At 70.9% G+C, this 21,614-nt stretch carries 20 protein-coding genes; 12 read left to right on the forward strand and 8 right to left on the reverse strand.

The features are described 5' to 3' along the window. Positions 1-27: 27 nt before the first annotated feature. From LR393_RS01345 to LR393_RS01360, 4 genes are read right to left on the reverse strand one after another with little or no spacing between them, the layout of a single operon-like run. Positions 28-639 carry a hypothetical protein gene (locus LR393_RS01345; RefSeq protein WP_231480996.1) on the reverse strand — a complete coding sequence of 204 codons (612 nt, stop codon included), beginning with the start codon at positions 637-639 and terminating at the stop codon, positions 28-30. Positions 640-670: 31 nt separating this feature from the next. Further along, positions 671-1,420 (reverse strand): ABC transporter permease, encoded by a 750-nt coding sequence (locus LR393_RS01350; RefSeq protein WP_231480997.1) that lies wholly within the window; start codon positions 1,418-1,420, stop codon positions 671-673. Further along, a complete protein-coding gene (locus LR393_RS01355) occupies positions 1,417-2,286 on the reverse strand; it encodes an acyl-CoA thioesterase (protein WP_231480998.1) in 870 nt (289 codons plus the stop codon). The genes LR393_RS01350 and LR393_RS01355 overlap by 4 nt, the downstream gene beginning before the upstream one ends. Continuing rightward, a complete protein-coding gene (locus tag LR393_RS01360) occupies positions 2,283-2,966 on the reverse strand; it encodes a TetR/AcrR family transcriptional regulator (RefSeq protein ID WP_231480999.1) in 684 nt (227 codons plus the stop codon). The genes LR393_RS01355 and LR393_RS01360 overlap by 4 nt, the downstream gene beginning before the upstream one ends. Positions 2,967-3,128: 162 nt before the next feature. Here LR393_RS01360 and LR393_RS01365 point away from each other — a divergent pair, with 162 nt between their 5' ends. From LR393_RS01365 to LR393_RS01380, 4 genes are all read left to right on the forward strand, one after another. Further along, positions 3,129-3,938, forward strand: coding sequence for an SDR family oxidoreductase (locus LR393_RS01365; RefSeq protein WP_231481000.1), 810 nt, complete (start codon positions 3,129-3,131; stop codon positions 3,936-3,938). Between the two features lie 176 nt (positions 3,939-4,114). Further along, positions 4,115-5,218, forward strand: coding sequence for an NADPH:quinone oxidoreductase family protein (locus LR393_RS01370; RefSeq protein ID WP_231481001.1), 1,104 nt, complete (start codon positions 4,115-4,117; stop codon positions 5,216-5,218). A 213-nt stretch (positions 5,219-5,431) separates the two neighbouring features. Continuing rightward, the gene (locus tag LR393_RS01375) at positions 5,432-5,893 is read left to right on the forward strand and encodes an acyl-CoA thioesterase (RefSeq protein ID WP_231481002.1); all 462 of its coding nucleotides are present in this window, start codon (positions 5,432-5,434) and stop codon (positions 5,891-5,893) included. A 35-nt stretch (positions 5,894-5,928) separates the two neighbouring features. Next, positions 5,929-6,606 carry a hypothetical protein gene (locus LR393_RS01380; RefSeq protein WP_231481003.1) on the forward strand — a complete coding sequence of 226 codons (678 nt, stop codon included), beginning with the start codon at positions 5,929-5,931 and terminating at the stop codon, positions 6,604-6,606. 6 nt (positions 6,607-6,612) lie between these two features. Here the strand turns inward: LR393_RS01380 and LR393_RS01385 are convergent, their stop codons facing one another. Continuing rightward, the gene (locus LR393_RS01385) at positions 6,613-7,059 is read right to left on the reverse strand and encodes a globin (RefSeq protein ID WP_231481004.1); all 447 of its coding nucleotides are present in this window, start codon (positions 7,057-7,059) and stop codon (positions 6,613-6,615) included. 95 nt (positions 7,060-7,154) lie between these two features. Between LR393_RS01385 and LR393_RS01390 the strand changes: the two genes are divergently transcribed. Further along, positions 7,155-7,553 carry a VOC family protein gene (locus LR393_RS01390; protein ID WP_231481005.1) on the forward strand — a complete coding sequence of 133 codons (399 nt, stop codon included), beginning with the start codon at positions 7,155-7,157 and terminating at the stop codon, positions 7,551-7,553. 112 nt (positions 7,554-7,665) lie between these two features. Here the strand turns inward: LR393_RS01390 and LR393_RS01395 are convergent, their stop codons facing one another. Beyond that, positions 7,666-8,931, reverse strand: a complete 1,266-nt coding sequence (locus LR393_RS01395; protein ID WP_231481006.1) for a mechanosensitive ion channel family protein — start codon at positions 8,929-8,931, stop codon at positions 7,666-7,668. Between the two features lie 202 nt (positions 8,932-9,133). Then, positions 9,134-11,296 (reverse strand): prolyl oligopeptidase family serine peptidase, encoded by a 2,163-nt coding sequence (locus tag LR393_RS01400; RefSeq protein WP_231481007.1) that lies wholly within the window; start codon positions 11,294-11,296, stop codon positions 9,134-9,136. A gap of 146 nt (positions 11,297-11,442) precedes the next feature. Here LR393_RS01400 and malQ point away from each other — a divergent pair, with 146 nt between their 5' ends. The 4 genes from malQ to LR393_RS01420 all read left to right on the forward strand — a co-directional run bounded on the left by malQ (position 11,443) and on the right by LR393_RS01420 (position 16,069). Then, entirely contained in the window at positions 11,443-13,884 is a 2,442-nt protein-coding gene (gene malQ / locus LR393_RS01405) for a 4-alpha-glucanotransferase (RefSeq protein WP_231481008.1), read from the forward strand. A 6-nt stretch (positions 13,885-13,890) separates the two neighbouring features. Next, entirely contained in the window at positions 13,891-14,568 is a 678-nt protein-coding gene (locus LR393_RS01410; protein WP_231481009.1) for a pentapeptide repeat-containing protein, read from the forward strand. A 188-nt stretch (positions 14,569-14,756) separates the two neighbouring features. Then, complete coding sequence (locus LR393_RS01415) at positions 14,757-15,626, forward strand: glycoside hydrolase family 26 protein (RefSeq protein WP_231481010.1); 870 nt, start codon at positions 14,757-14,759, stop codon at positions 15,624-15,626. 71 nt (positions 15,627-15,697) lie between these two features. Next, the gene (locus LR393_RS01420; protein WP_231481011.1) at positions 15,698-16,069 is read left to right on the forward strand and encodes a hypothetical protein; all 372 of its coding nucleotides are present in this window, start codon (positions 15,698-15,700) and stop codon (positions 16,067-16,069) included. 60 nt (positions 16,070-16,129) lie between these two features. Here LR393_RS01420 and pepN read toward each other — a convergent pair whose 3' ends face one another. After that, positions 16,130-18,679, reverse strand: a complete 2,550-nt coding sequence (gene pepN, locus LR393_RS01425; protein ID WP_231481012.1) for an aminopeptidase N — start codon at positions 18,677-18,679, stop codon at positions 16,130-16,132. Between the two features lie 217 nt (positions 18,680-18,896). Here pepN and LR393_RS01430 point away from each other — a divergent pair, with 217 nt between their 5' ends. The 3 genes from LR393_RS01430 (at position 18,897) to LR393_RS01440 (ending at position 21,516) form a co-directional block, all read left to right on the forward strand. Next, complete coding sequence (locus LR393_RS01430; protein ID WP_231481013.1) at positions 18,897-19,508, forward strand: mycothiol-dependent nitroreductase Rv2466c family protein; 612 nt, start codon at positions 18,897-18,899, stop codon at positions 19,506-19,508. Positions 19,509-19,570: 62 nt separating this feature from the next. After that, positions 19,571-20,038, forward strand: coding sequence for a ribose-5-phosphate isomerase (locus LR393_RS01435; RefSeq protein WP_231481014.1), 468 nt, complete (start codon positions 19,571-19,573; stop codon positions 20,036-20,038). A 101-nt stretch (positions 20,039-20,139) separates the two neighbouring features. Continuing rightward, positions 20,140-21,516, forward strand: coding sequence for a PP2C family protein-serine/threonine phosphatase (locus LR393_RS01440; protein WP_231481015.1), 1,377 nt, complete (start codon positions 20,140-20,142; stop codon positions 21,514-21,516). Positions 21,517-21,614 lie beyond the last annotated feature (98 nt).

Below are 21,614 nucleotides of genomic sequence, written 5' to 3' on the forward strand. Positions count from 1 at the left end.
CTCCCCCTCCCTGGGGAGCACCCGCGCTCAGTTTCCCGGTGCGCGTCCTTCGTCCTGGTCGTCGTCCGGGTCCCGGCCGTCATGGTCGCGGTCCTGGTCGGGCTTCTGGTCGCGCTGGGTCTCGTCGCCCTCGCCCTGGCCCATGCTCTGGGCCTCCTCGTGCTCGGCCTCGATGTCGGAGCGGGACTGGGCCAGGCGCTCGAAGAGACCCTCCACGTTCTCGCGCAGGAGCTGGAGGCGGTTGGCGAGGGCCTCGTGCTCGGCCTGCTCGGCGCCCTGCATCGCCTCGTCGACGAGGTTGACGGTGCTCTCCAGGGCCTCCTGGGTACCCTCCAGCGCGGTCAGGCTGAGGGTGAGGTGCTGACTGACCTCGGAGCGGCTCATCTGCTCGGTGATCTGGTCGAGCGTGGAGGCGGCGCTCTCGAAGGAGTCGTCGAGGCCGGACAGTTCCGCGGAGATCTTCTCGAGAGCCTCGCTGGTGATGCTGATGGACTGGCCGATGCCGTCCCAGCCGTGCTCGATGGAGATCTCGATCTGCTCGCGGGCGTACTCCAGGGCCTCGTCGGCGCGGGTGCCGGCCTCGGTGGCCGCCTCGTTCACCGCCTTGACCTCTGAGCTGATTTCTTCGGTGCGCGACATTGGTCTCCCTTGGGGCGAGTTGGGAGGAAGTTTAGGACGCCGTCGGCGGCAGTTGGGTGGGCGCGCCGAGGCGGTACGCCACCACGACACCACTGATCGCCTGAGCGTGGATCAGGGCGCAGAGCACGACGAGCTGGAAGCGGGCGGCGTCCATCGGATCGGCGCCACCGAGCAGGGCGCCGATGAACGCGCCGGGCAGCGTCACCAGGCCGGTGGTGCGGGTCTGGTCGATGACGGGCATCATCGCCTCGGCCACGCTGCGGCGGCAGATCCGGGCTGTGGCCTGGCGCGGCGTGGCGCCGAGGGCGAGCAGACCCTCGATCTCGTCGCGTTCGGACTCCAGGCCGGCCGCCAGCCGACGGCCGGTCAGGGTCGCCGCGAGCATGGTGCCGCCGATGACGATCCCGCCCAGGGCCACGAGATAGCGGGCCGAGAGGTCGAGCATGCCGAGGGCGAAGATCACCACCAGCGTGCCGATGGCGGCGCTCGAGCAGGCCAGCGCCACGGCGCTCAGCGCCCCCGGCAGCGCCTTCAGGCGCCGGGCCGCGGTGTGGATCGCCACGGTCAGCATCATCGTCAGGGCCAGCGCCACGAACGGTGGGGCGTTGAAGACGCCACGCAACGCCAGCCCCACCAGGGCGAGCTGGGCGGCACCCCGGACGACGGCCCAGGCCGGGCCCCAGCCCAGCGGCACCCGGGCCACCCGCAGCACCAGCCAGGTCAGGCCGATGAGCGTGAGAACACCGAGGCCGAGCCGGACGTCGGGGTGCAACAGGGTCACTGCGGCACTCGGAACATGCCTTCCTGGCCGACCGTCGCGACCAGCGTGCCGTCGGCGGAGTAGATCCGGGCCAGGCCGAGACCTCGCGCCCCCGAGGCCGAAGGGCTCTCCTCGACGAACAGGAACCAGTCGTCGAACGTGACCGGCCGGTGGAACCACATGGCGTGGTCCAGGCTGGCGGTCTTCATGCCCGGCGTGGTCCAGGCCAGGCCGTGGGCGCGCAGGGTGGGCTCGAGCACGGTGTAGTCACTGACGTAGGCCAGCACCACGGCGTGCAGCAGCGGGCCGGGCGGCAGCGGGGCGATGGGCCGGATCCACACGGCCTGCTCGGCGACCTTCTCCGGGCCCGGGGCGAGGAACAGCGGACTCTGCACGTGCCGCAGCTCGAACGGCTGCGACCTCAGCAGCGGGCCCAGGTCGTCCGGACGGTGCCCGGCCTCGGCCAGGCGCTCGCTGAACGTGGGCAGCTCGTGCGGACGCGGTACCTCGGGCATGGGGGCCTGGTGGTCCAGGCCCTGCGCGGGGGTCTGGAACGACGCGATCATCGACAGGATCGGCTGGCCGTGCTGCACGGCCTGCACCCGGCGGGCGCTGAACGACCGGCCGTCCCGCAGCCGCTCCACGGCCAGCTCGATCGGCACCGAGGGGTCGCCCGGGCGCAGGAAATAGCCGTGGAAGGAATGCGGTGGGCGGTCGCCCCCGACCGTCTTGGTGGCCGCGGCGAGAGCCTGCGCTAGGACCTGCCCGCCGAAGATCCGGCCGTGCGGTGCGTGGTAGTTCTGCCCCACGTACTGGTCCTCGCCGGCCTCCTCGAGTGCGAGCACCCGCATCAGTTCGTCGATCGGGACGTCTGAACCGGTGGTCACGTACGTTCTCCTTCGGGCGGGGCCGGCGGCCGGGCACTCACCATCCGGGTGGCCAGGTCCGCGTACAGGTCCCCGATCTGCGCGGCGGTGCGGCTGCCCCGGGGGTCGTACCAGCGGGCCACGTCGACGCTCAGGGAGAGCAGGGCCCGCGCCACCGCCCGGGTGTCGGGTACGTCCATCTCACCACTCGCGTTCCCGGCGCTGAGCTGGGCCTCCACCACACCCTCGATCTTGCGGCGCACGTCGAGCACCCGGCTCTGGTCGGTGTCGGCCAGCGCGGCGATCTCGTGGTGCACGACCCGGGCCACCCGGTAGCGCTCGGCGTGCCAGGCGGTGAAGTCGCGGATCACCGCCCGCAGCCGGTCCACGCTCCCGGTCTGCGTGGCCGCGGACCGTTCGACCAGGTCCAGTGCGGCCTCGTGCCCGACCACGCTGATCTCGGCCAGCAGCGCCTGCTTCGAGGGGAAGTGCACGTAGAGAGCGGCCGGGCTCAGTCCGACGCGGGTCGCGATGTCCCGGGTGGTGGTGGCGTGGAAGCCACGATCGGCGAAGGCCTCGATCGCGGCCTCGATCAGCCGCCGCGACGAATCACCCGACCTGGTGGGGGCCGCTTCGCCGCCCGGGTCGTCGTTCGGCTCGTCGCCGTCGTCCGTCCAGCTCATCGCCGACCGGGTCGCCATGGCGGGAGCATGTCACGAACGGGCGTTCCGTCAAGAACAGAGCCCGGATCGTTGCAGGCCGAACGGCCCGTGATGTGACGGTGATCATGTGCCAGGCTGGCGGGGGAATCGTGCAACTCGGGCGCGGTGCGACGGAGCACCGGCGGGACGAGGAGGGGCCAGATGCGTCTCGACGAGGAGACCGGCATTCAGGTCGAGCAGGGACCGTCGGCTGATCGCCGGTTCGAGGGGCGGGTCGCCGTGGTCACCGGTGCCAGCCGGGGGATCGGGCTGGCGATCGCGCGGCGACTGATCTCCGAGGGTGCCCGGGTGTGCGTCACCGCCCGCAAACCCGGTCCGCTGGAGGACGCGGTGGAGCAGCTGGGTGGCCCGGGGGTCGCGGTCGGGGTGGCCGGCCGGGCCGACGACGCCGAGCACCGTGCCCATGCGGTGCGGGCCACCATCGACGCCTTCGGGCGGATCGACGTGCTGGTCAACAACACCGGCATCAATCCCGTCTACGGGCCGATGACGGAGACGGACACCGGGGCCGCGGCCAAGGTGTTCGACGTCAACGTGATCGCGGCGCTCTCCTGGACCGACGAGGTGCGCAAGCTCGGGCTGGGGCATCACGGCGGGGCCGCGATCGTGAACGTGGCGTCCATCGCCGGGCTGCGGCCGTCGCCGGGCATCGGGGTGTACGGCGCCAGCAAGGCCGCGCTGATCCACGTCACCTCCCAGCTGGCGCTCGAGCTGGCCCCGCGGATCCGGGTCAACGCGGTGGCCCCGGCCGTGGTGAAGACCCGCTTCGCCACGGCGCTCTACGAGGGCCGGGAGCGGGAGCTGGCCGCCGGGTACCCGCTCGGCCGGCTCGGCGTCCCGGACGACGTGGCCGCGGCGGTGGCCTTCCTCGCCAGTGACGACGCCTCGTGGATCACCGGGCAGACCCTCACCCTGGACGGTGGGGTCGGGCTCGGCGGTGCGATCGGCTAGCGCCGGCCACATCCCCTGTTCGTGATCGGGCAAACTTCCCCGGGGAAACTTCGCATGATCACGAACGAGGTGTGAGGGTCCGTGGTCCCGGTTGACCCGGCATGTGACTGAACGGTTCAGTGTGTTCCGCATGATGCCGGGAGTCAGCCGGGATTCACCAGCAGGCGGAGGTACGAGTGAGCACCGAGGCATCGGCCGAGCCCATCGAGCCCATCGAGCCCATCGAGCCCATCGAGTCCATCGAGTCAGGGGACCGCTCGGCGACCCTGGACACCGGCAGCACGATGCAGGCCTGGCGGATCATCGGCGCCGGGGACCCGTTGCAGGTGATGCGCCGGGAAGACGTCCCGCTGCCCTCACCGGGCCCCGGGCAGGTGCTGGTGCAGGTCGCGGCGGCCGGGCTCGGCCTGACCGATGCCACGCTGGCACAAGGGCTTTCGGTGAACGCCCCACCACCCCCGTTCACCCCCGGCCTGGAGCTGTGCGGTGAGATCGTCGGGGTCGGGCCGGGCGTCTCGCAGTACCGGCTGGGCGAGCGTGTGGTCGGCCAGACCACTCTGCCCAGCGGTGCGCTGGCCCGCTACGCGATCGCCCGGGCCCAGGACGTCTTCCCGGCCCCGACGGCGCTGGACGACGAACCCGCCTCGGTGTTCCACCTGGCCTACCTGACGGCCTGGCTCGGTCTCTACCGGCGGGCCGCCGTGCACGTCGGCGAGTGGGTGCTGGTGTTCGGAGCCGCGGGCGGACTGGGCAGTGCCGCCGTGCAGCTGGCCCTGGCGGCCGGGGCCAAGGTGATCGCGGTGGTGGGCTCGGACGAGAAGTACAAGACGGCCCGGTCGCTGGGCGCGCACGTCGTGCTGCACCGCCACCAGCAGGACATCGAGGCGGCCGTGCGCGAGCTGACCCGGGGGCGGGGTGTGCAGGTCGTCTTCGACCCGGTGGGTGGGCCGATGTTCGAGCTGTCCGGCCGCCTGATCGGGTTCGAGGGCCGCATCGTGGTGGCCGGTTTCGCCTCCCAGCAGGCCGTGCCGGTGGCGCCCGAACAGGTCCGGGCCGCGAACTTCACCGTGCTGGGAGTGAACTCGGCGCTCTACCGGGAGCGCGAGCCGGAGCTGGTGCAGCGGGCCCACGCCGATCTGATCCGGCTGCTCGACGCCGGCGCGCTGCGTCCGTTGCTGGCCGAGACCCTGCCGTTCGATCAGGCCCCGCAGGGCATCGCCCGGCTCGTGGCGGGGGAGACCACCGGACGTCTGACCGTCTCGGTGAACGCCCTGGGCTGAGCCCGGAGCCGAAGGCCACAACGACAACCGCAACCCGCGGACCGGCGCCGGCAGGCCCCTCCTCCGTCCCGGCGCCCGGTCCGGGGTGCTGTGTTGTCATCGGTCACCCGGACCGCCCCTTGACCCCTGAGGGGACAGGGCCGCTGTGACCTGTGCCACGCGTCCAAAAGCCTCTGTTCTCCGGGACCCCCACGGATGGGGGACCATGGGCGGGTGCCCCGCCACCGAGTACTGGTCCCGTTGCGCTGGTCGGACGTCGACGCCTACGGCCACGTCAACAACGTCATGTTCGTGCGCATCCTGGAAGAGGCGCGCATCGCCGCGCTCGGCACCGATCTGCTGAGCACCTCCCGCGAGACCGGGGGCGCTCTGCTGGTGGCGCGCCAGGAGATCGAGTACATGCTCCCGCTGACCTTCCGCATCCCGCCGGTGCCGGTCGACATCTGGGTGACCCGGATCGGCGCGGCCGACTTCGAGATGGCCTACGAGGTGCTCGACGAGCAGGACGGCGAGCGCGTGGTCTACGCCCACGCCGAGACCACGCTCTTCGCCTTCGACCAGTGGAAGAACCGGCCCCGGCGGCTCCGTGCCTCTGAGCGGGAACGCCTGCAGCAGTGGGCCGACGGGCCGATCCAGTGGCGGCGCCGGCGCGACAAGGCGGTGACCGCACCGTGAACCTCCTGCTCCCCGATCTCGGAACACTCTCCGACGTGAAGACTTTCGTCGGCCGGGCCCGGAAGGTCGACGACGGCGGGGCAATCCGTCTGGTCGCTCAGGGCCAGGTGCTGGCCATGTACGCGTGTGCCCTGCACGGGGCCGGGGGCCCGACCGTGCTGGCCCTGCGGGTGCTCACGCTGGCCGAGCCCGTGCAGGTCGACGCCACGGTGCCGCTGGCGGCGATGGCCGACCGGTTCGCCCGCATCGACCGGCTGCTGGCCGGGGCCCGTCCCACTCCCCGCAGTGTGGGCCGGCCGATCGGGCTGCCGGTACCTCCCACCACCGCGACGAACGCGTCGTGGGCGGGGATGGCACCTCCGCGCAGCGGCTGGAACGTCGAGGGCGTGGTGCCTTTCGATCTGCTGCGCGGGGCCGCGCGAACGGGGATCGACGAGGTCGCGGCCGGGGTGCCGGCCGGGTCGGGCGCCGCGGCGGTCGCGAAGTTGCGGGGCATCGTGTGGGGACGCCCGTTGCTGGAGGGCGCGGCCGGGTTGCCGACCGGGGCCGCTTTCGCGGCCGAGACGTTCGGGTTCCTCGGGCGGACGGCCTCACACGTCGACCTCTTGGCCCCGCCGGAGGAAGACGTCGCCACGCTGCACTCGGCCGGACGCTGGTGGCGCCTCAGCACCACCCGCGGTCACGTCCTGGCGCGCCCCGCCTCGGGAATCTAGCCGGGTCTAGCCGGGCGTGTTCTGCAGGCTGAAAGCGGCTCGCTCCAGGTAGTCCCAGAGCATGGTCTCCAGCTCCGGCGGCAGGTCGAGGCTGTCGACGCCCGCCCGCATGTGCGTGAGCCAGCGGTCGCGGGCGTCGGCGTTCACCCGGAACGGCACGTGACGCATGCGCAGCCGGGGGTGCCCACGCTGCTGGCTGTAGGTGGTGGGCCCGCCCCAGTACTGCTCCAGGAACATCAGCAGCCGCTCTTCGGCAGGCCCCAGGTCTTCTTCCGGGTACATCGGCCGCAGCACCTCGTCCTGCGCGATGCCCTGGTAGAAGACGTGCACCAGCTGCGCGAACGCCGGCCGGCCCCCGACCGCCTCGTAGAAGGTGATCTTCTCCTCGGCCTCCGGTGCGGCGCCTGTCGGCACGATCCCCAGTGTGGTCGGCTGTCGTTCCTGTTCCGCCATGCCCCCAGTTTCGCCTACCGTCGCCCGACCATCACAGCCAGACCTGTCCGAAGAATCCAAGACCCGGCATCGCGGCAGGTCATAGCGTGGTCGTCATGAAACTTCGACTGGCCGTCATCGAACTCGTCGTCTCGGACATGTCCGCCACCCTGGCCTTCTACCGGCTGCTGGGGCTGGACCTGCCGGATCCGTCCGAGGCCGGCGCGCAGCCCCACGTGCAGGCCGACCTCGGCGGCGTCCAGATCGCCTTCGACACCGAGGACACGATCAGGTCGTTCCACCCGGAATGGGCGCGCCCGGCGAGGGGGACCACCCAGTCCGCCATCGCCCTCCTGGCCGCGTCCCCGGCCGAGGTCGACGAGGCCTATGCCGCCGTCACGGCCGCCGGGTACGAAGGCGAGCTCAAGCCCTGGGATGCCGTCTGGGGTCAGCGGTACGCCGTGGTCCGCGACCCGGACGGCAACCAGGTGGACCTCTTCGCCCCGCTCCCCTGAGTTCTGGAACTCCGGGGAGGTTTTGCATGATCACGGAGGTAAGGGGGTTCCCGGTTCGTGATCATGCACAACCTCCCCGGTGATCTCGCTCGGCGTACGTCACGCCCAGGTTCTACTTCCCGAGCTCGCGTTCCTCCGGATGACGCTTCGAGCTGGAGTCGGCGGTCGGATTACCGCTCGGGGTTCCTTCGGGGGTCGCTGCCGATCCGTGGGCGGGGTTCATCGGGGGAGTGGGATCACCCGAGTTCACGATCACGGTGCGCGGCGTGGAGTGCATGACGATGCGGTCGCGGCGGAAGGTCAGGCGGATCCGGCGCCGGATCTCGCGGGCGATCGGGGCGGACTGGTCGGGCAGGGTCTTGACCACCATCCGCACCACCACGCTGTCGGCGGCCATCGTCTCGACGCCCCAGATCTCCGGGTCTTCCATGATCAGCGCCCGGAACTTGGGATCGTCGTGCACCTGACGGCCGATCTCCTCGAGCAGGTCCTCGACGTGCTCGATGTCTTCCTCGAAGCCCACGTTGACGTCGACCACGGCCCGCGACCAGCCCTGCGAGGAGTTACCCACCGACAGGATCTCGCCGTTGCGCACGTACCAGACCGTGCCGTTGAGGTCGCGCAGCTGGGTGACGCGCAGCCCGACCGCCTCGACGGTGCCGGTGGCCTCGCCCACGTTCACCGAGTCGCCCACGCCGTACTGGTCTTCCAGGATCATGAACATACCGGCCAGCACGTCGCGCACCACGCTCTGCGCACCCAGGCCCAGCGCCACGCCGATCACGCTGAAGCTGGCCAGCAGCGGGGTGATCGGCAGGCCGATCTCGTCCATCACCATCAGGCCGACGACGATGAAGATGATCACCGAGGTGACGCTGCGCAGCACCTGGGCCAGGGTCTTCGAGCGGGCCTTGCGCCGGGTGATCATCGGGCGGGTGACCGGGGCCGGGGTGGCGTCCGCGTCCTGCGACTTCTCGCCGCCGCTGCTCTTGCCCGGGGCGGTGGTGCCGGCCGCGATCCGGGCCGCGAGCCGGCCGATCAGCCGGTGCACGATCTTCCGGACCAGCCAGCCGATGAAGATGATGAACGCGACGCGCAGCGGGGTGCCGAGGATGAAGTCGAGCCACTGACCGACCCGCAGACTGCCGGTGGTCCGCAGGGTGAGCCCGCAGATCGAGAAGTCGTCCTTGGTGCAGGTCACGCTCTGTGCGCCGCCCTGGAGGCTGTCCAGTGCCTTCTCCCCGATCGAGGTGACGCTCGGCACCGGGGTCGGGGTGACGGTGGCCGTCGGGCTCGAACTCCCGCCCGGGTCCGGCGTCGAGGTCGAGAGCAGCGCGTACAGCTGGGTGTGGGCGGCGGCAAGTGGAGCGGCGAACATTCGGCCGAGGCTAGCGGCGTCAGGTGACGAGAGTGAAACCAGCATCGGGCGAATTGAGGACGAAGTGGCCCGGTTTCACAGGTCAGCGTGAGGTTCGGTCACGGGGAGCAAGATCGCCGGGGAAGGTTCGCATGATCACGAACGGGTGAAGGGGGCGCCTCCTGACCCGTTCGTGATCATGCAAAACCTCCCCGCGACGTCCCTAGAGCTCCAGACCGGTCTGGGCGGCCAGGAAGGTCATGGTGTCGGTGCTCAGGGTGATCGTGCGGGACAGGGAGCGGGCGCCGTGGCCCACGTCCTTCTCGCGGCGGATCAGGATCGGGTGCTCGCCGGAGTTCGCGTGTTGCAGGGCCGCACAGAGCTTGCGGGCGTGCAGGGGGTCGACCCGGGTGTCGCCGTCGAAGACCGTGAACAGGGTGGCCGGGTAGTTCACGCCCTCCTTCACCCGGTGGTAGGGCGAGTAGGCGAGCAACTGGCCGAACTGTTCCGCGTCGTCCGCCGACCCGTACTCCACGTTCCAGGTCGCCCCGAGGCCGAACTTCTCGTAGCGGATCATGTCGAGCAGCGGCGCCGAGCAGACCACGGCCCGGTACAGCTCCGGGCGCTGCGTGAGCGCGGCCCCGACCAGCAGGCCACCGTTCGAGCCGCCACTGATCGCCAGCCGGCCCGGGGACGTCCACTGCTGGGAGATCAGGTGTTCCGCGGCTGCGTGGAAGTCGTCGAAGACGTTCTGCTTGTGCCCGAGCATCCCGGCCCGGTGCCAGTCCTCGCCCTCCTCGCTGCCGCCGCGCAGGCCGGCGACCGCGTACACGCCCCCGGCCTCGGCCCAGGCGAGGATCGTGGCCGAGTAGCCCGGTGTCATCGGTACCCCGAAACCGCCGTAGCCGTAAAGGATCGTCGGGCGCGGGGAGAGCGGCTCGCCGGCCTCGGAGAGCAGATCGGCGCGGGAGGTCACGAACATCCGCACGATCGTGCCGTCGGCCGAGGGATATTCGATCTGCCGGGTGATCACCTTCGGCACCTCGGCTCCCTGAATGCTGCCGGGCGGGGCCGCGAACAGCTCCACCTTCCCGGTCAGCCCGTCCAGCCGGTACACGTGCGGCGGGGTGACGTGGTCGGTGTAGGTGAACCAGCACTCGTGGCCGCCCTCGGGCCGCGCCACCAGACCCCCGACCGTGCCGATGCCGGGCAGCTCCACCGAGCCGGAGGGGCCCGGGTACCGCGAGCCGGAGTCCAGGTCGTGCACGGTGACCTCGGAGACCGCGTGACGCGTCCACCTGGCCAGCAGCAGTGGGTTGTCGATGAGCTGCTCGCCGTCCAGCACGGTGTAGTCCTGCAGCACCGACTCCTCGTGCTGGGGGATCAGGTCGCGCCAGTTCGCGGGCGAGGGCGTGCTCGGGTCGGTGACCGCCAGCCGGCCGCGCGGGGCGTCCAGGTCGGTGAAGACGTAGAGCCGGCCGTCCCGTCCCACGTGCGCGCCGAACTGGGCGTCGAGCCCGGTGGCGATCGGCGTGAACTGCGGGGTCTCGTGGCCGCCGGGGGCGGTCAGGTCGGCGATCCAGACGTCGTTGCGCGGGGCCGTGCCGACGGCGGCGGAGACGATCAGCCAGCGCCCGTCGCGGGACAGACCGACCCCGAAGTACGTCCGCGGGTCGTGGCCGTCACCGAACACGCGCACGTCGGTGGAGGGGTCGGAACCCAGGCGGTGCAGCCAGATCCGCCGGTGGTACTGCTCCTCGCCGGCCGGCACCTGGCCAGCGGGCAGGCGGCGCACGTAGAAGAACGCGGGCACCCGCTCCTGCGGGGTGCCCGGGGCGGGCAGGCCGCCCGGGATCCAGGAGACGGGGGAGTAGCGAGCCCGGTCGATGGGGCCGTCGAGCAGCTCACCGGTGGTCACGTCGATGACCCGCAGCACGCTCTCCTCGGTGCCACCCTCGGAGAGCTGGTAGGCCAGTCGCGCGCCCTCCCGGTCGGGCTGCCAGGCGTCGAGCGTGGTGGTGCCGCCCGGGTCGATCGCGACGGGGTCGACGAGCACGCGGCGCTCGGAGTCCGGGGAGTCCTGCACGTACAGCACGCTGTGTTCCTGGCCGGGCTCTCGGCGCATCGAGAACACCCGCCGGCCCCGCCAGATCGGCACCCCGGTGACGCCCGCGCCCATCAGTTCACCCAGACGGGCGCCGATCCGCTCGCGACCCGGCCAGTGCGCCGATCCGGTGGTGAACAGCTCGTCCTGCTGCTGCGACCACTTCTGCGTGCGGTCGTCGGAGGCGTCCTCGAGCCAGCGGTAAGGGTCTGGCACCGGCTGTCCGTGCAGCTCGTCGACCAGGTCAAGGCGCTCGGCGGACACGCCGGAGGGGGTGGGCATGTACACACAGTAGGGTGAACGCCCGAGGTGCCCATGAGGCAGGTGAAGACCCAGAGGCAGTCCACCCGTCGTAGCGGCCGGAAGCATGGCAGGATCTTGCGGAGACATCTGGCGATGACCTGAACGAACGCGACGGAAGCACAACGGTGACCGAGCAGCGACCCCTTCCCGACCGCAGCGACCTCAGTGTGGGCCCCGACGACGAGGGGTCGGTGTACGACATCAGTGCGCCGACGCCACCGTCGGGCATTCCCCTCAGCGCGCTCTGGGAAGACCCCAAGTCGAGCGGACCGGACGACCATCCCGACCGCGACCCCGACGACGCGAGTGCGGCGTTCACACGTCCCCGATTGGTGGACGGGAACCTCGACCTCGACGCTCCCGCCCCGGAGGAACTGGTCGAGCTGGCCACCGGGCTGGGCGTCTCGACCGAGTTCAAGGACTGGCAGGGCAACCTGGTCCCGGTCGCCACGCACACGCTCTGCGGGGTGCTGGCGGCGCTGGACATGCCGGTGCGCACCGGGGTGCACGTGCGTGCGGCGCTGGCCGAGCTGCGGCGCCGGCCCTGGGAGAAGCTGCTGCCCGACATCACCGTGGTGCGCGAGGGCGACTCGGCGATCATCCCGGTGCACGTGGAGGCCGATCTGCCGCTGCACCGGCTGGACGTCCGGCTCGAGACGGAAGACGGCACGCTGCTGAAGCTGCCGCTCGCCGCCGACCAGCCGGCCCCGGACGAGGGCCGCGCCACCTTCGAGGGCCGCACCCGGCGCCGGGTGAACTACATGGTGCTGGGCGACATCCCGATCGGCGACCACACCCTGATCGCCCGTCACCTGCCGCAGGCCCGGCACCCCGGCAGCGAGAACCCGGTGCAGTCCGACGAGCTGTACCGCCCCTACGTGGTCACGCCCCGGCGCATCGAGCTGCCGCCCTCGGTGGCCCAGAGCCGCGCCTGGGGCTTCATGACCCAGCTGTACTCGGTGCGCTCCTCCCGGTCGTGGGGCCTGGGCGACCTGGGTGACCTGGCCGAGCTCACCGGCTGGAGCGCCCGGGCCGGGGGCGCCGACTACGTGCTGGTGAACCCGCTGCACGCGGCCGAGCCGGTCGCCCCGATGACGCCGTCGCCGTACCTGCCCACCACCCGCCGCTTCTTCAACCCGGTCTACCTGCGGGTCGAGGACATCCCGGAGGTCGCCTACCTGGCGTCCACCGAGCGCGCGATCATCGAGTGGCAGGCCGAGGCCATGCGGGCCCTCAGCACCGACCCGCGCGACCTCGACCGCGACGCCGTCTGGGAGGCCAAGTCGGCCTCGCTGCAGACCGTTTTCGAGCACCCCCGCAGCCGTGAGCGGCAGGCTGCGTTCGAGGCCTTCTGCCTGCGCGAGGGCGAGGGCCTGGAAGACTTCGCCACCTGGAGCGCCCTGGTCGAGCGGTACGGGCTGCCCACCTCGAACTGGCCCGACCACCTGCGCGAGCCGCACAGCGACGCGGTGGTGCAGGTCCGCGAGGAACTCGTCGACCGCGTCGAGTTCCACATGTGGCTCCAGTGGTGCCTGGACCAGCAGCTCGCCCGGGTCGCCGCGATCGCGCAGGACGCCGGCATGTCGGTCGGCGTGGTGCACGACCTGGCCGTCGGGGTGCACCCCGACGGTGCGGACGCCTGGGCCCTGGCCGACGTGCTGGCCCTCGGCGTCACCGCCGGCGCCCCGCCGGACGCGTTCAACCAGCAGGGCCAGGACTGGTCGCAGCCGCCGTGGCGTCCCGACCGGCTGGCCGAGCTCGGCTACGAGCCCTACCGGGCCATGCTGCGCACCCTGCTGCGGCACGCCGGGGCCCTGCGGATCGACCACATCCTCGGGCTCTTCCGGTTCTGGTGGGTGCCCGAGGGCAACTCCCCGGCCGACGGCACCTACGTGAAGTACGACCACGAGGCGATGATCGGCCTGCTGGCCCTGGAGGCCCAGCGGGCGGGCTGTTTCGTGATCGGCGAAGACCTGGGCAACGTCGAGCCCTCGACCCGCGAGTACCTGAAGGAGCGCGGCGTGCTCGGCACGTCGATCCTCTGGTTCGAGCGCGACTACGACGGCGACGGCAAGCCGCTGGAGCCCTCGCAGTGGCGCGACCTGTGCCTGGCCACCGTCACCACGCACGACCTGCCGCCCACCGCGGGCTATCTCGCCGGTGAGCACATCGAACTGCGCGAGCGGCTGGGGCTGCTCACCCGCAGCTACGAGCAGGAGGCCGCGGTCGACGCCGAGCAGCGGCAGGACGTGCTCGACCAGCTCACCGAGCTCGGCCTGCTCAAGGTCGGCCCGACCGAGCGCGACAAGGTGGAGGCGCTGCACGCGTTCCTCGCCCTGACCCCGGCCCGGCTGATCGGCGTGCAGCTGGCCGACGCCGTGGGTGACCGGCGCACGATGAACCAGCCCGGCACCAACGACGAGTACCCGAACTGGCGGCTGCCCCTGGCCGACGGGGTGGGCCAGCCGATCCTGCTCGACGACCTGATGGACTCCGTGCGCGTGCTCAGCCTGATCCGCACGGTCGACTCCCGCCTGCACCCGAACGACTGGGTCGAGCCGGAGTGAGAACCGGTGGCTAGACGCAAGCCGGCGGTCCGGATCGACGAGATCCGGCTGCCCGCACTGGAAACCGGCGACCCGGCCGACCTGCTGCCCGGCGCCCGTCTGGACGGGCTGGCCTTCGAGGGCGTCGAGGTGGAGCGGCTCGACCTGTCCGACGCCTCGGTGATGGAGTGCAGCCTCACCGGGCTCGGCGCCGACGAGGCCGACCTGCGGGGCACCCGGGTGCGCGACTGCGTGATCAGCGCCGCCCGGCTGCCCTCGCTGCGCGCGGGCCGCGGCGACTGGCGTGACGTCCGCATCGAGGGGGCCCGCATCGGGTCGGCCGAGATGTACGAGACGAACTGGGGCAGCGTCCACTTCGTCGACTGCAAGATCACCTACCTGAACCTGCGGGGGGCCACCCTGCGGGACGTCGCCTTCACCCGCTGCTCGATCGAGGAACTCGACCTGGCCGAGGCCACCGCCCAGAGCGTGGCCTTCATCGGCAGCTCGGTGCCGACCCTCGACGTGCAGCGCGCGCAGCTGAAGGCGTTCGACCTGCGGGGCGCCGAACTGCACCGCATCACCGGGCTGTCCCGGCTGAACGGCACCACGGTGAGCTCGGTCCAGCTCGACCTGCTCGCCCCCCTGCTCGCCGCCGAGTTCGGGATGGCCATCGACGACACGGCTCCACCGGAGATCCCCTGAAGCTCAAGCTCCTGACCGCCGCGCTGATCCTGCTGCTGGCCGCCGGGGGTGTCTCGTACGCGCTCGCAGGCGACCGTTCACCGGAGCCCACGGCGACAGCCACGCCGGCCACCTCGTCCTCTGCTCCGACCGATATCGCCGAGAAACCGCCTGCACTAGGTGTCTTCCGCAGTACCTCACCGGAAGACGTGCGGAAGTTCAGCGACTGGCTGGGCCGCGACGTCGACTACGTGGTGGATTTCTCGATGCGCCGCACCTGGGACGACATCGCCGATCCGGCCTACCAGCTGAGCGCGTGGCAGGACTCCGGCTACCGGATGGTCTACGGCCTGGCCATGCTGCCCGAGAACAAGGATCTGGATGTCAGTCTCGCCGCCGGGGCGAGGGGTGAGTACGACCAGTACTTCAGGACGCTCGCGGAGAACCTGGTGGCCTACGGCCAGGGTGACGCGATCCTGCGGCTGGGGTGGGAGTTCAACCTCGGGAGCTGGCGCTGGCATCCGGACGACGCGGACGACTTCATCGGCTACTGGCGTTCGGTGGTGACGGTGATGCACTCGGTACCGGGGGCCGAGAACCTGCGGTTCGACTGGAACGTGCACAACGGCGGCGACACCTACGACTCGACGACGTTCTACCCCGGTGACGGCTACGTGGACTACGTGGGTGTCGACGTATACGACATCTCCTGGGCGGACAACACCTACCCCTATCCCGCGAAGTGCGCCGCGCAGTGCCGTCACCGGCGGCAGAAGGCGGCCTGGGACAACACCCTGAACTCCCGGTTCGGTCTCGCTTCCTGGTCAAAATTCGCCGCTGCGCACGGTAAACCGATGTCGCTACCCGAATGGGGGCTGTGGGCGCAGCGTCCCGACGGGCACGGGGGTGGCGACGACCCCTACTTCATCGGGCAGATGCACGACTTCATCGCCGATCCGGCCAACAACGTCGCCTACCAGGCCTATTTCGAGTACGACGTGGGGGAGAAGGGCACGCACCGGCTGACCGAGCTGAAGGCTTCAGGACGGAACTTTCGGGCACTGTTCGCAGGCGAATAGGCAGGTGCTGAACGGATCGGCCTCGCCGAACCGTGTCCAGATTGTCCTGTTGTGAAACCGGAAGGAGTCTCATGCGACGCCTCGCCCGACTGGCCGCCGTTCCCGCTGCGCTCTTCGCACTCGGAGGTCTGGGTCTGGCCGGTGCCTCGTCCGCATCCGCCGCCACGGTCAACTTCACGTTCTGCAACAACGCCTCGGGGGTCGTGGCTGAGGCCATCTTCCCGCAGCGTGGGGGCTTCTCGACGTTCGTTCTGTCGCCTGGCGAATGCAACCCCACCTGGACCGGTATCAACCCGGGCGAGCCCTACGTGGTCCGTTTTCACCAGCAGTCCAACTGGAACGTGTACAAGGACATCGCCAACCACTGGGTGTGGAGCTGCAACGAGCGCGTCGCCGCGGTCGGTAACTACGGCGGTTCGGGCGTGTCCGAGCAGTGCGTCTGACCCACTGAAAAAAGCGAGCCCAGACCGGAATCCGGTCTGGGCTCGCCCTTTACCGGGGAATCAGCCCCGCAGGTCGCGCTCCTGGGCCCGCCCGGCCCGCTCGACCGCGTCGCGGCCCTCGATCACCTGGCGGCGCAGCGCCGGCTCGGCGTCGGTGGTGTCGAGCCACTGCTGCGTCGCCGCCAGCACCGGCGCCACCGGCTGGGCCGACGGGTAGAGACCGACCGCGATCTGGCCGGCCATCTCACTGGTGCGCTCGGCGTACAGCCGGGTGAGAGCGGCGAAGTACGGCTCCACGTAGGGCGCCAGCAGCGACCGGTCGTGCACCCGGTTGAAACCGCCGATGACGGCTGCCTGCACGGTGTTCGGCAGGTCGCCGTCGTCCACCACGCTCTTGAACGCGGCGGCCTTGGCCTCGGGGGTCGGCGTCGCGGCGCGGGCGGCCGCGGCGTGCACCCGGCCGGTGGCCGTGTCGTCGCGGGCCAGTTCGGCCGCGGTCTCGGTCTCGCCCGCGGCGCCACCGGCGACCAGGGCGGTCAGCAGGCTCCAGCGCATCTCGGTGTCCACCGCCAGACCCTCGATGACGAGGGCACCGGAAAGCAGTGCCTCGACCGAGGCCAGCTGCTCCTTGGTGCTCGCGTGCGAGGTGAACGAACGGGCCAGCAGCAGCTGGCTGTCGCTGCCCGGCGCGGCGGACTTCAGCAGACCGAACAGCTGGTCGGCGGCCTTGGCCGAGGTCTCCTCGCGGAACTGGGGGGCCACGTACGACTCCAGCGTCGCGGAGAGCTGACGCAGCAGGGTCTGGGCCACGCTGGGGTCGTCGACCGAGGCGATGTTGGCCAGCACCAGGTCGACGAAGCTGCGCGCGGGCAGTTCCGCGTCGCGGGTCATGTCCCAGGCCGCGCCCCAGATCAGGGTGCGCGACAGGGAGTCCTCGAAGTCGCCGAGGTGGCCCATCGCGGCGTCCAGCGAACCGGCGTCCAGGCGAATCTTGGCGTACGCCAGGTCTTCGTCGTTGATCAGGATCAGGTCGGGACGGGCGCTGCCCACCAGCTGCGGTACCTCGGTGAGCTCACCGGCCACGTCCAGCTCGATCCGCGTGGTGCGGCGCAGCTTGCCGTCCACCAGGTCGTAGCCACCGACGACGAGGCGGTGCGGACGCAGGTGGGGGTAGTCGGCCGCGGCCTCCTGGGCTATCGCGAAGCGGGTGATCACCCGGTCCTGGCCGGTCTCGATCACCGGGCGCAGCGTATTCACGCCCGCGGTGCGCAGCCAGGCCGCCGACCAGGCCTCGAGATCGCGCCCGCTGGTCTCTTCCAGGTGCCCGAGCAGGTCTTTCAGCGTGGTGTTCTTCCAGGCGTGGGTCTTGAAGTACTGCCGCAGCCCGGCGTCGAAGGCCTCCTGGCCCACCCAGTACACCAGCTGCTTCAGCACGGAAGCGCCCTTGGCGTAGGTGATCCCGTCGAAGTTGACCTCGACGTCCTCCAGGTCGCGGATGTCGGCCACGATCGGGTGGGTCGAGCTGAGCTGATCCTGCCGGTACGCCCAGGACTTCTCCGCGCTGCTGAAAGTGGTCCAGGAAGTGGCCCACTGCGTGGCCTCGGCCTGGCAGCGGGTGCTCGCGTACTCGGCGAACGACTCGTTCAGCCAGAGGTCGTCCCACCAGCGCATGGTGACCAGGTCGCCGAACCACATGTGCGCCAGCTCGTGCAGGATGGTCAGGGCGCGGCGCTCGATCAGGGCCTGCGGCACCCGCGAGCGGAACACGTAGACCTCGGTGATGGTGACCGTGCCCGCGTTCTCCATCGCCCCGGCGTTGAACTCCGGCACGAACAGCTGGTCGTACTTGGGGAACGGGTAGTCGCAGTCGAAGGTCTCCTCGAACCAGGTGAACCCGGCCTTGGTGATCGCGATGACGTTCTCGGCGTCGAGGTGCTCGGCCAGCGAGGCCCGGCAGAACACGCCCAGCGGGATGGTGCGGCCGTCGCGCACGGTCAGCTCGTCCGTGACCCGGTGGTACGGGCCGGCGACCAGCGCGGTGACGTAGGGGCTCATCACCTCGGTCTCCGCGAAACGCCACACCGCGGCGTCGCTACCCGCGGGCTCGGGCTCGACCGCGGAGGCGACCGTGACGACCTGCCAGTGCGCGGGTGCCTTCACCGTCCAGGTGTAGACAGACTTCAGGTCGGGCTGGTCGAAGCAGGCGAAGACGCGGCGGGCGTCGGCCACCTCGAACTGCGAGTAGAGGTAGACCTCGCCGTCGACCGGGTCGACGAAACGGTGCAGGCCCTCGCCGGTCTGCATGTAGGCGGCGTCGGCCACCACCCGCAGTTCGTTCTCGCCGGTGACGACGCCCGGCAGGGCGATGCGCGCGGTGCTGACGACCTCGGAGACGTTCAGAGGGGTCCCGTTGAGCACGACCTCGCGCACGGTCGGTGCGATCAGGTCGATGAACAGCTCGGGCGACGCGGAGGCCGTGAACTTCACCGTGGTGACGGACCGGAAGATGTCGGGACCGCTGGTCAGGTCCAGATCGATGTCATACGACTGCACCGTGAACGCGGCGGCGCGGGCGGCCGCCTCGTCTCGGGTCAGGTTCGTACCGGGCACAGGGTCCTCCTCGGTGTGGCGCCCGGGTCCGGTCGGCGGGACGGGCGCCGGGTCGCGGCGCCCCACCTGCCCACCGGCGGGCGCAGATGCGGATTGCTCAATCCGGATCCTCTCACCACCGCTGGGCGGACGCCGTCCCGGTGTGCGGGGATGACCACGGGACGATGTGGTGTTGTCGGTCCGGGAGTAACCACACCTTCACCGAGAGGTAATACCGATGAGTGAGCGCAACACCGCGGATTTCTGGTTCGACCCCCTGTGCCCCTTCGCCTGGGCCACCTCCCGCTGGATCCTCGAGGTGGAGAAGGTGCGTGAGGTGGACGTGAAGTGGCACGTGATGAGCCTGTCCGTGCTGAACGAGGGCCGCGACCTGCCGGACGACTACCGGAAGATGATGGACAACGGCTGGGGCCCGGTCCGGGTCATCATCGCCGCGCGGGAACTGCATGGCGAGCAGTACGTGAAGCCGCTGTACGACGCGATGGGCTCGCAGATCCACTACAAGAAGGAGAAGGACCGCCCGACCGTCATCGCCGCCGCGCTGGCCGAGGTGGGCCTGCCGGCCGACCTGGCGAAGTACGCGGACTCCGACGAGTACGACCCGCAGCTGCGCGCCAGCCACGCCGAGGGCATCGGCAAGGTCGGCGAGGACGTGGGGACGCCGGTGGTCGCCTTCAACGACACCGCCTTCTTCGGGCCGGTCATCACCCGGGTCCCCACCGGTGAGGACGCCGGGAAGCTGTGGGACGGCACGCTGCTGGTCGCGAGCAACCCGTACTTCTTCGAGCTGAAGCGCACACGGACGGAATCGCCGCAGTTCGACGTCTGATCTCTCGTCTGATCAGGGTGTGGGTACCCCCGGCCGACACCGGGGGTGCCAGACTGTGTCCCATGCGCGTCCATCTGGGTTCCGACCACGCCGGTCTGGAACTGAAGCAGCATCTGGCCCAGCACCTCGCCGAAGCCGGGCACGAGATCGTCGATCACGGCCCGCACCAGTACGACCCGGAGGACGACTACCCGCCGTTCTGCCTGCGGGCCGGCGAGGCGGTGGCCGCCGATCCGGGCAGCCTGGGCATCGTGGTCGGCGGGTCCGGCAACGGTGAGCAGATCGCGGCCAACAAGGTGAAGGGGGTCCGGGCCGCACTGGCCTGGAGCCTGGAGACCGCCAAGCTCGGCCGTCAGCACAACAATGCGAACGTCATGGCCGTCGGAGCCCGCATGCACTCGCTCGAGGAGGCCACGACCTTCGTCGAGGCATTCCTGGCCGAGCCGTTCAGCGAGAACCCGCGGCACATCCGCCGCATCGACCAGCTCACCGGTTACGAGACCACGGGCGACCTGCCGCCGCTTCCCTGAGGTCCCGCAAGCCGCTTCGCCACCAAATCGCCCATCTGGCCCCGGACGCCTCACGGTTACTCATCGTGGTTATTTAGTTACAGTGTGGCTAAGATCGGGGCATGGTCACGTTGAACCACGGCCCGTCGCGGCTGCCTGAGCCCCGCTCCCCGCATCCGGGGGACGCGGATCGCCAGGCTCCGGGGCACACGGTGCGTGTGCCCCGGCCGCGGCCGGCCCGGGTGGCGCGATCGGGGCGTGGTCCGGCCGAACCCCCGCCGGTGTCCACGGTCCGCGACCTGGGCGGCTTCGTCCTGCGCCGGGCCGGGCAGGTGCTGGGCCGCCGGATCGGCCGGGTACTGAGCGAGAAGAACCGGCGCCGGGCCGGCCGGGTCTCGCGTCGTGGTGTGCGGGCCGTGCGCCGCTGGGTCGACCAGGGCAGCCGTCCCGGTCACCGCCGGGCCGGTCTGAACGTCACCGCGGCGGTCTCGTTCGCCCTCGTCGCGCGCTATGCCTCCGACTATCTGCCCGCCGCCTGCGTGGGTCTCTTCCTGGTGCTCGGCTCGGCCGTCGTGCGGCCCCGGCACCTGGTGCGTGACGCCGCCCTGATCAGCGTGGTCGTGCTGGTCGTGCTCGCCCTGACCGGTCAGCAGTTCTGGTCGCTCCTGCCCGTCATTCTGGTGCTGCTCGGCGCCGTGCTGCTGGGCTGGCTGCAACGCCGCGAGCGCGAGGCCACCGACTCCGGGCTGCGCGACGCGACCACCGCCGATGCCGTGCTCATCGACCTGCGCAACGAGATGCTGCTGCGCTCGGCCGGTCCCGACCTGCCGGCCGGCTGGCGGTTCGACACCGATCTGCGCCCGGCCTACGGCGACACCTTCAGCGGTGACTTCCTCGTCACCCAGCAGTCCGGCCCGGACTCGCTGGAGGTGGTCCTGGTCGACGTGTCCGGCAACGGCTACCAGGCCGGGGCCCGGGCGCTGCTGCTCGCCGGGGCGATGCGGGCCCTGCTCGACACGGTGCCCCCGTCGGTCTTCCTCGCCGCCGCCAATCACCACGTGGTGCAGCTGAGTACGGTCCTGGGTACCGAAGAGGGTTTCGCCACCGCGGTGCACATCAGCCTCGACCTGGCCGGGGGCGGTTTCGCGGTGCACGGCGCCGGGCACCCGCCGGTCGCGCACTACCACGCGGGTTCGGGTCGCTGGGACGTGCTCGACGGTGAACAGGGGCCGGCGCTGGGCCTGCTCGCCGGTGCCGCCTACCCGGCGATCACCGGGTGCCTGGACCGGGGCGACGCCCTCATGCTCTACACCGACGGGCTGGTGGAGAGCCGGCGGCTGGACGTGGGCCGGGGCATCGACCGGCTCGTCGGGCGCGCCGACCCGCTGATCGCGCGCGGGGTCGAGGGGGCCGCCGCCCGCATCACCGGGGCCATCCGCACCGAGGAGGGTGACGACCGCGCCCTGGTGATCATCCGCCGCGCCGTGACCGGCAGGTAGCCTGATCGAAGACCCGCAGGTCATGGGCTGGGCATTGCTCCGAACGGGTCCCGCCTCCGGAAACGTCGCTCAAGCGGGGGTCAGGCCGGGTCGAGACA

It is taken from the genome of Kineosporia mesophila, from assembly GCF_021129235.1.
Taxonomy (GTDB): Bacteria; Actinomycetota; Actinomycetes; order Actinomycetales; family Kineosporiaceae; genus Kineosporia; species Kineosporia mesophila.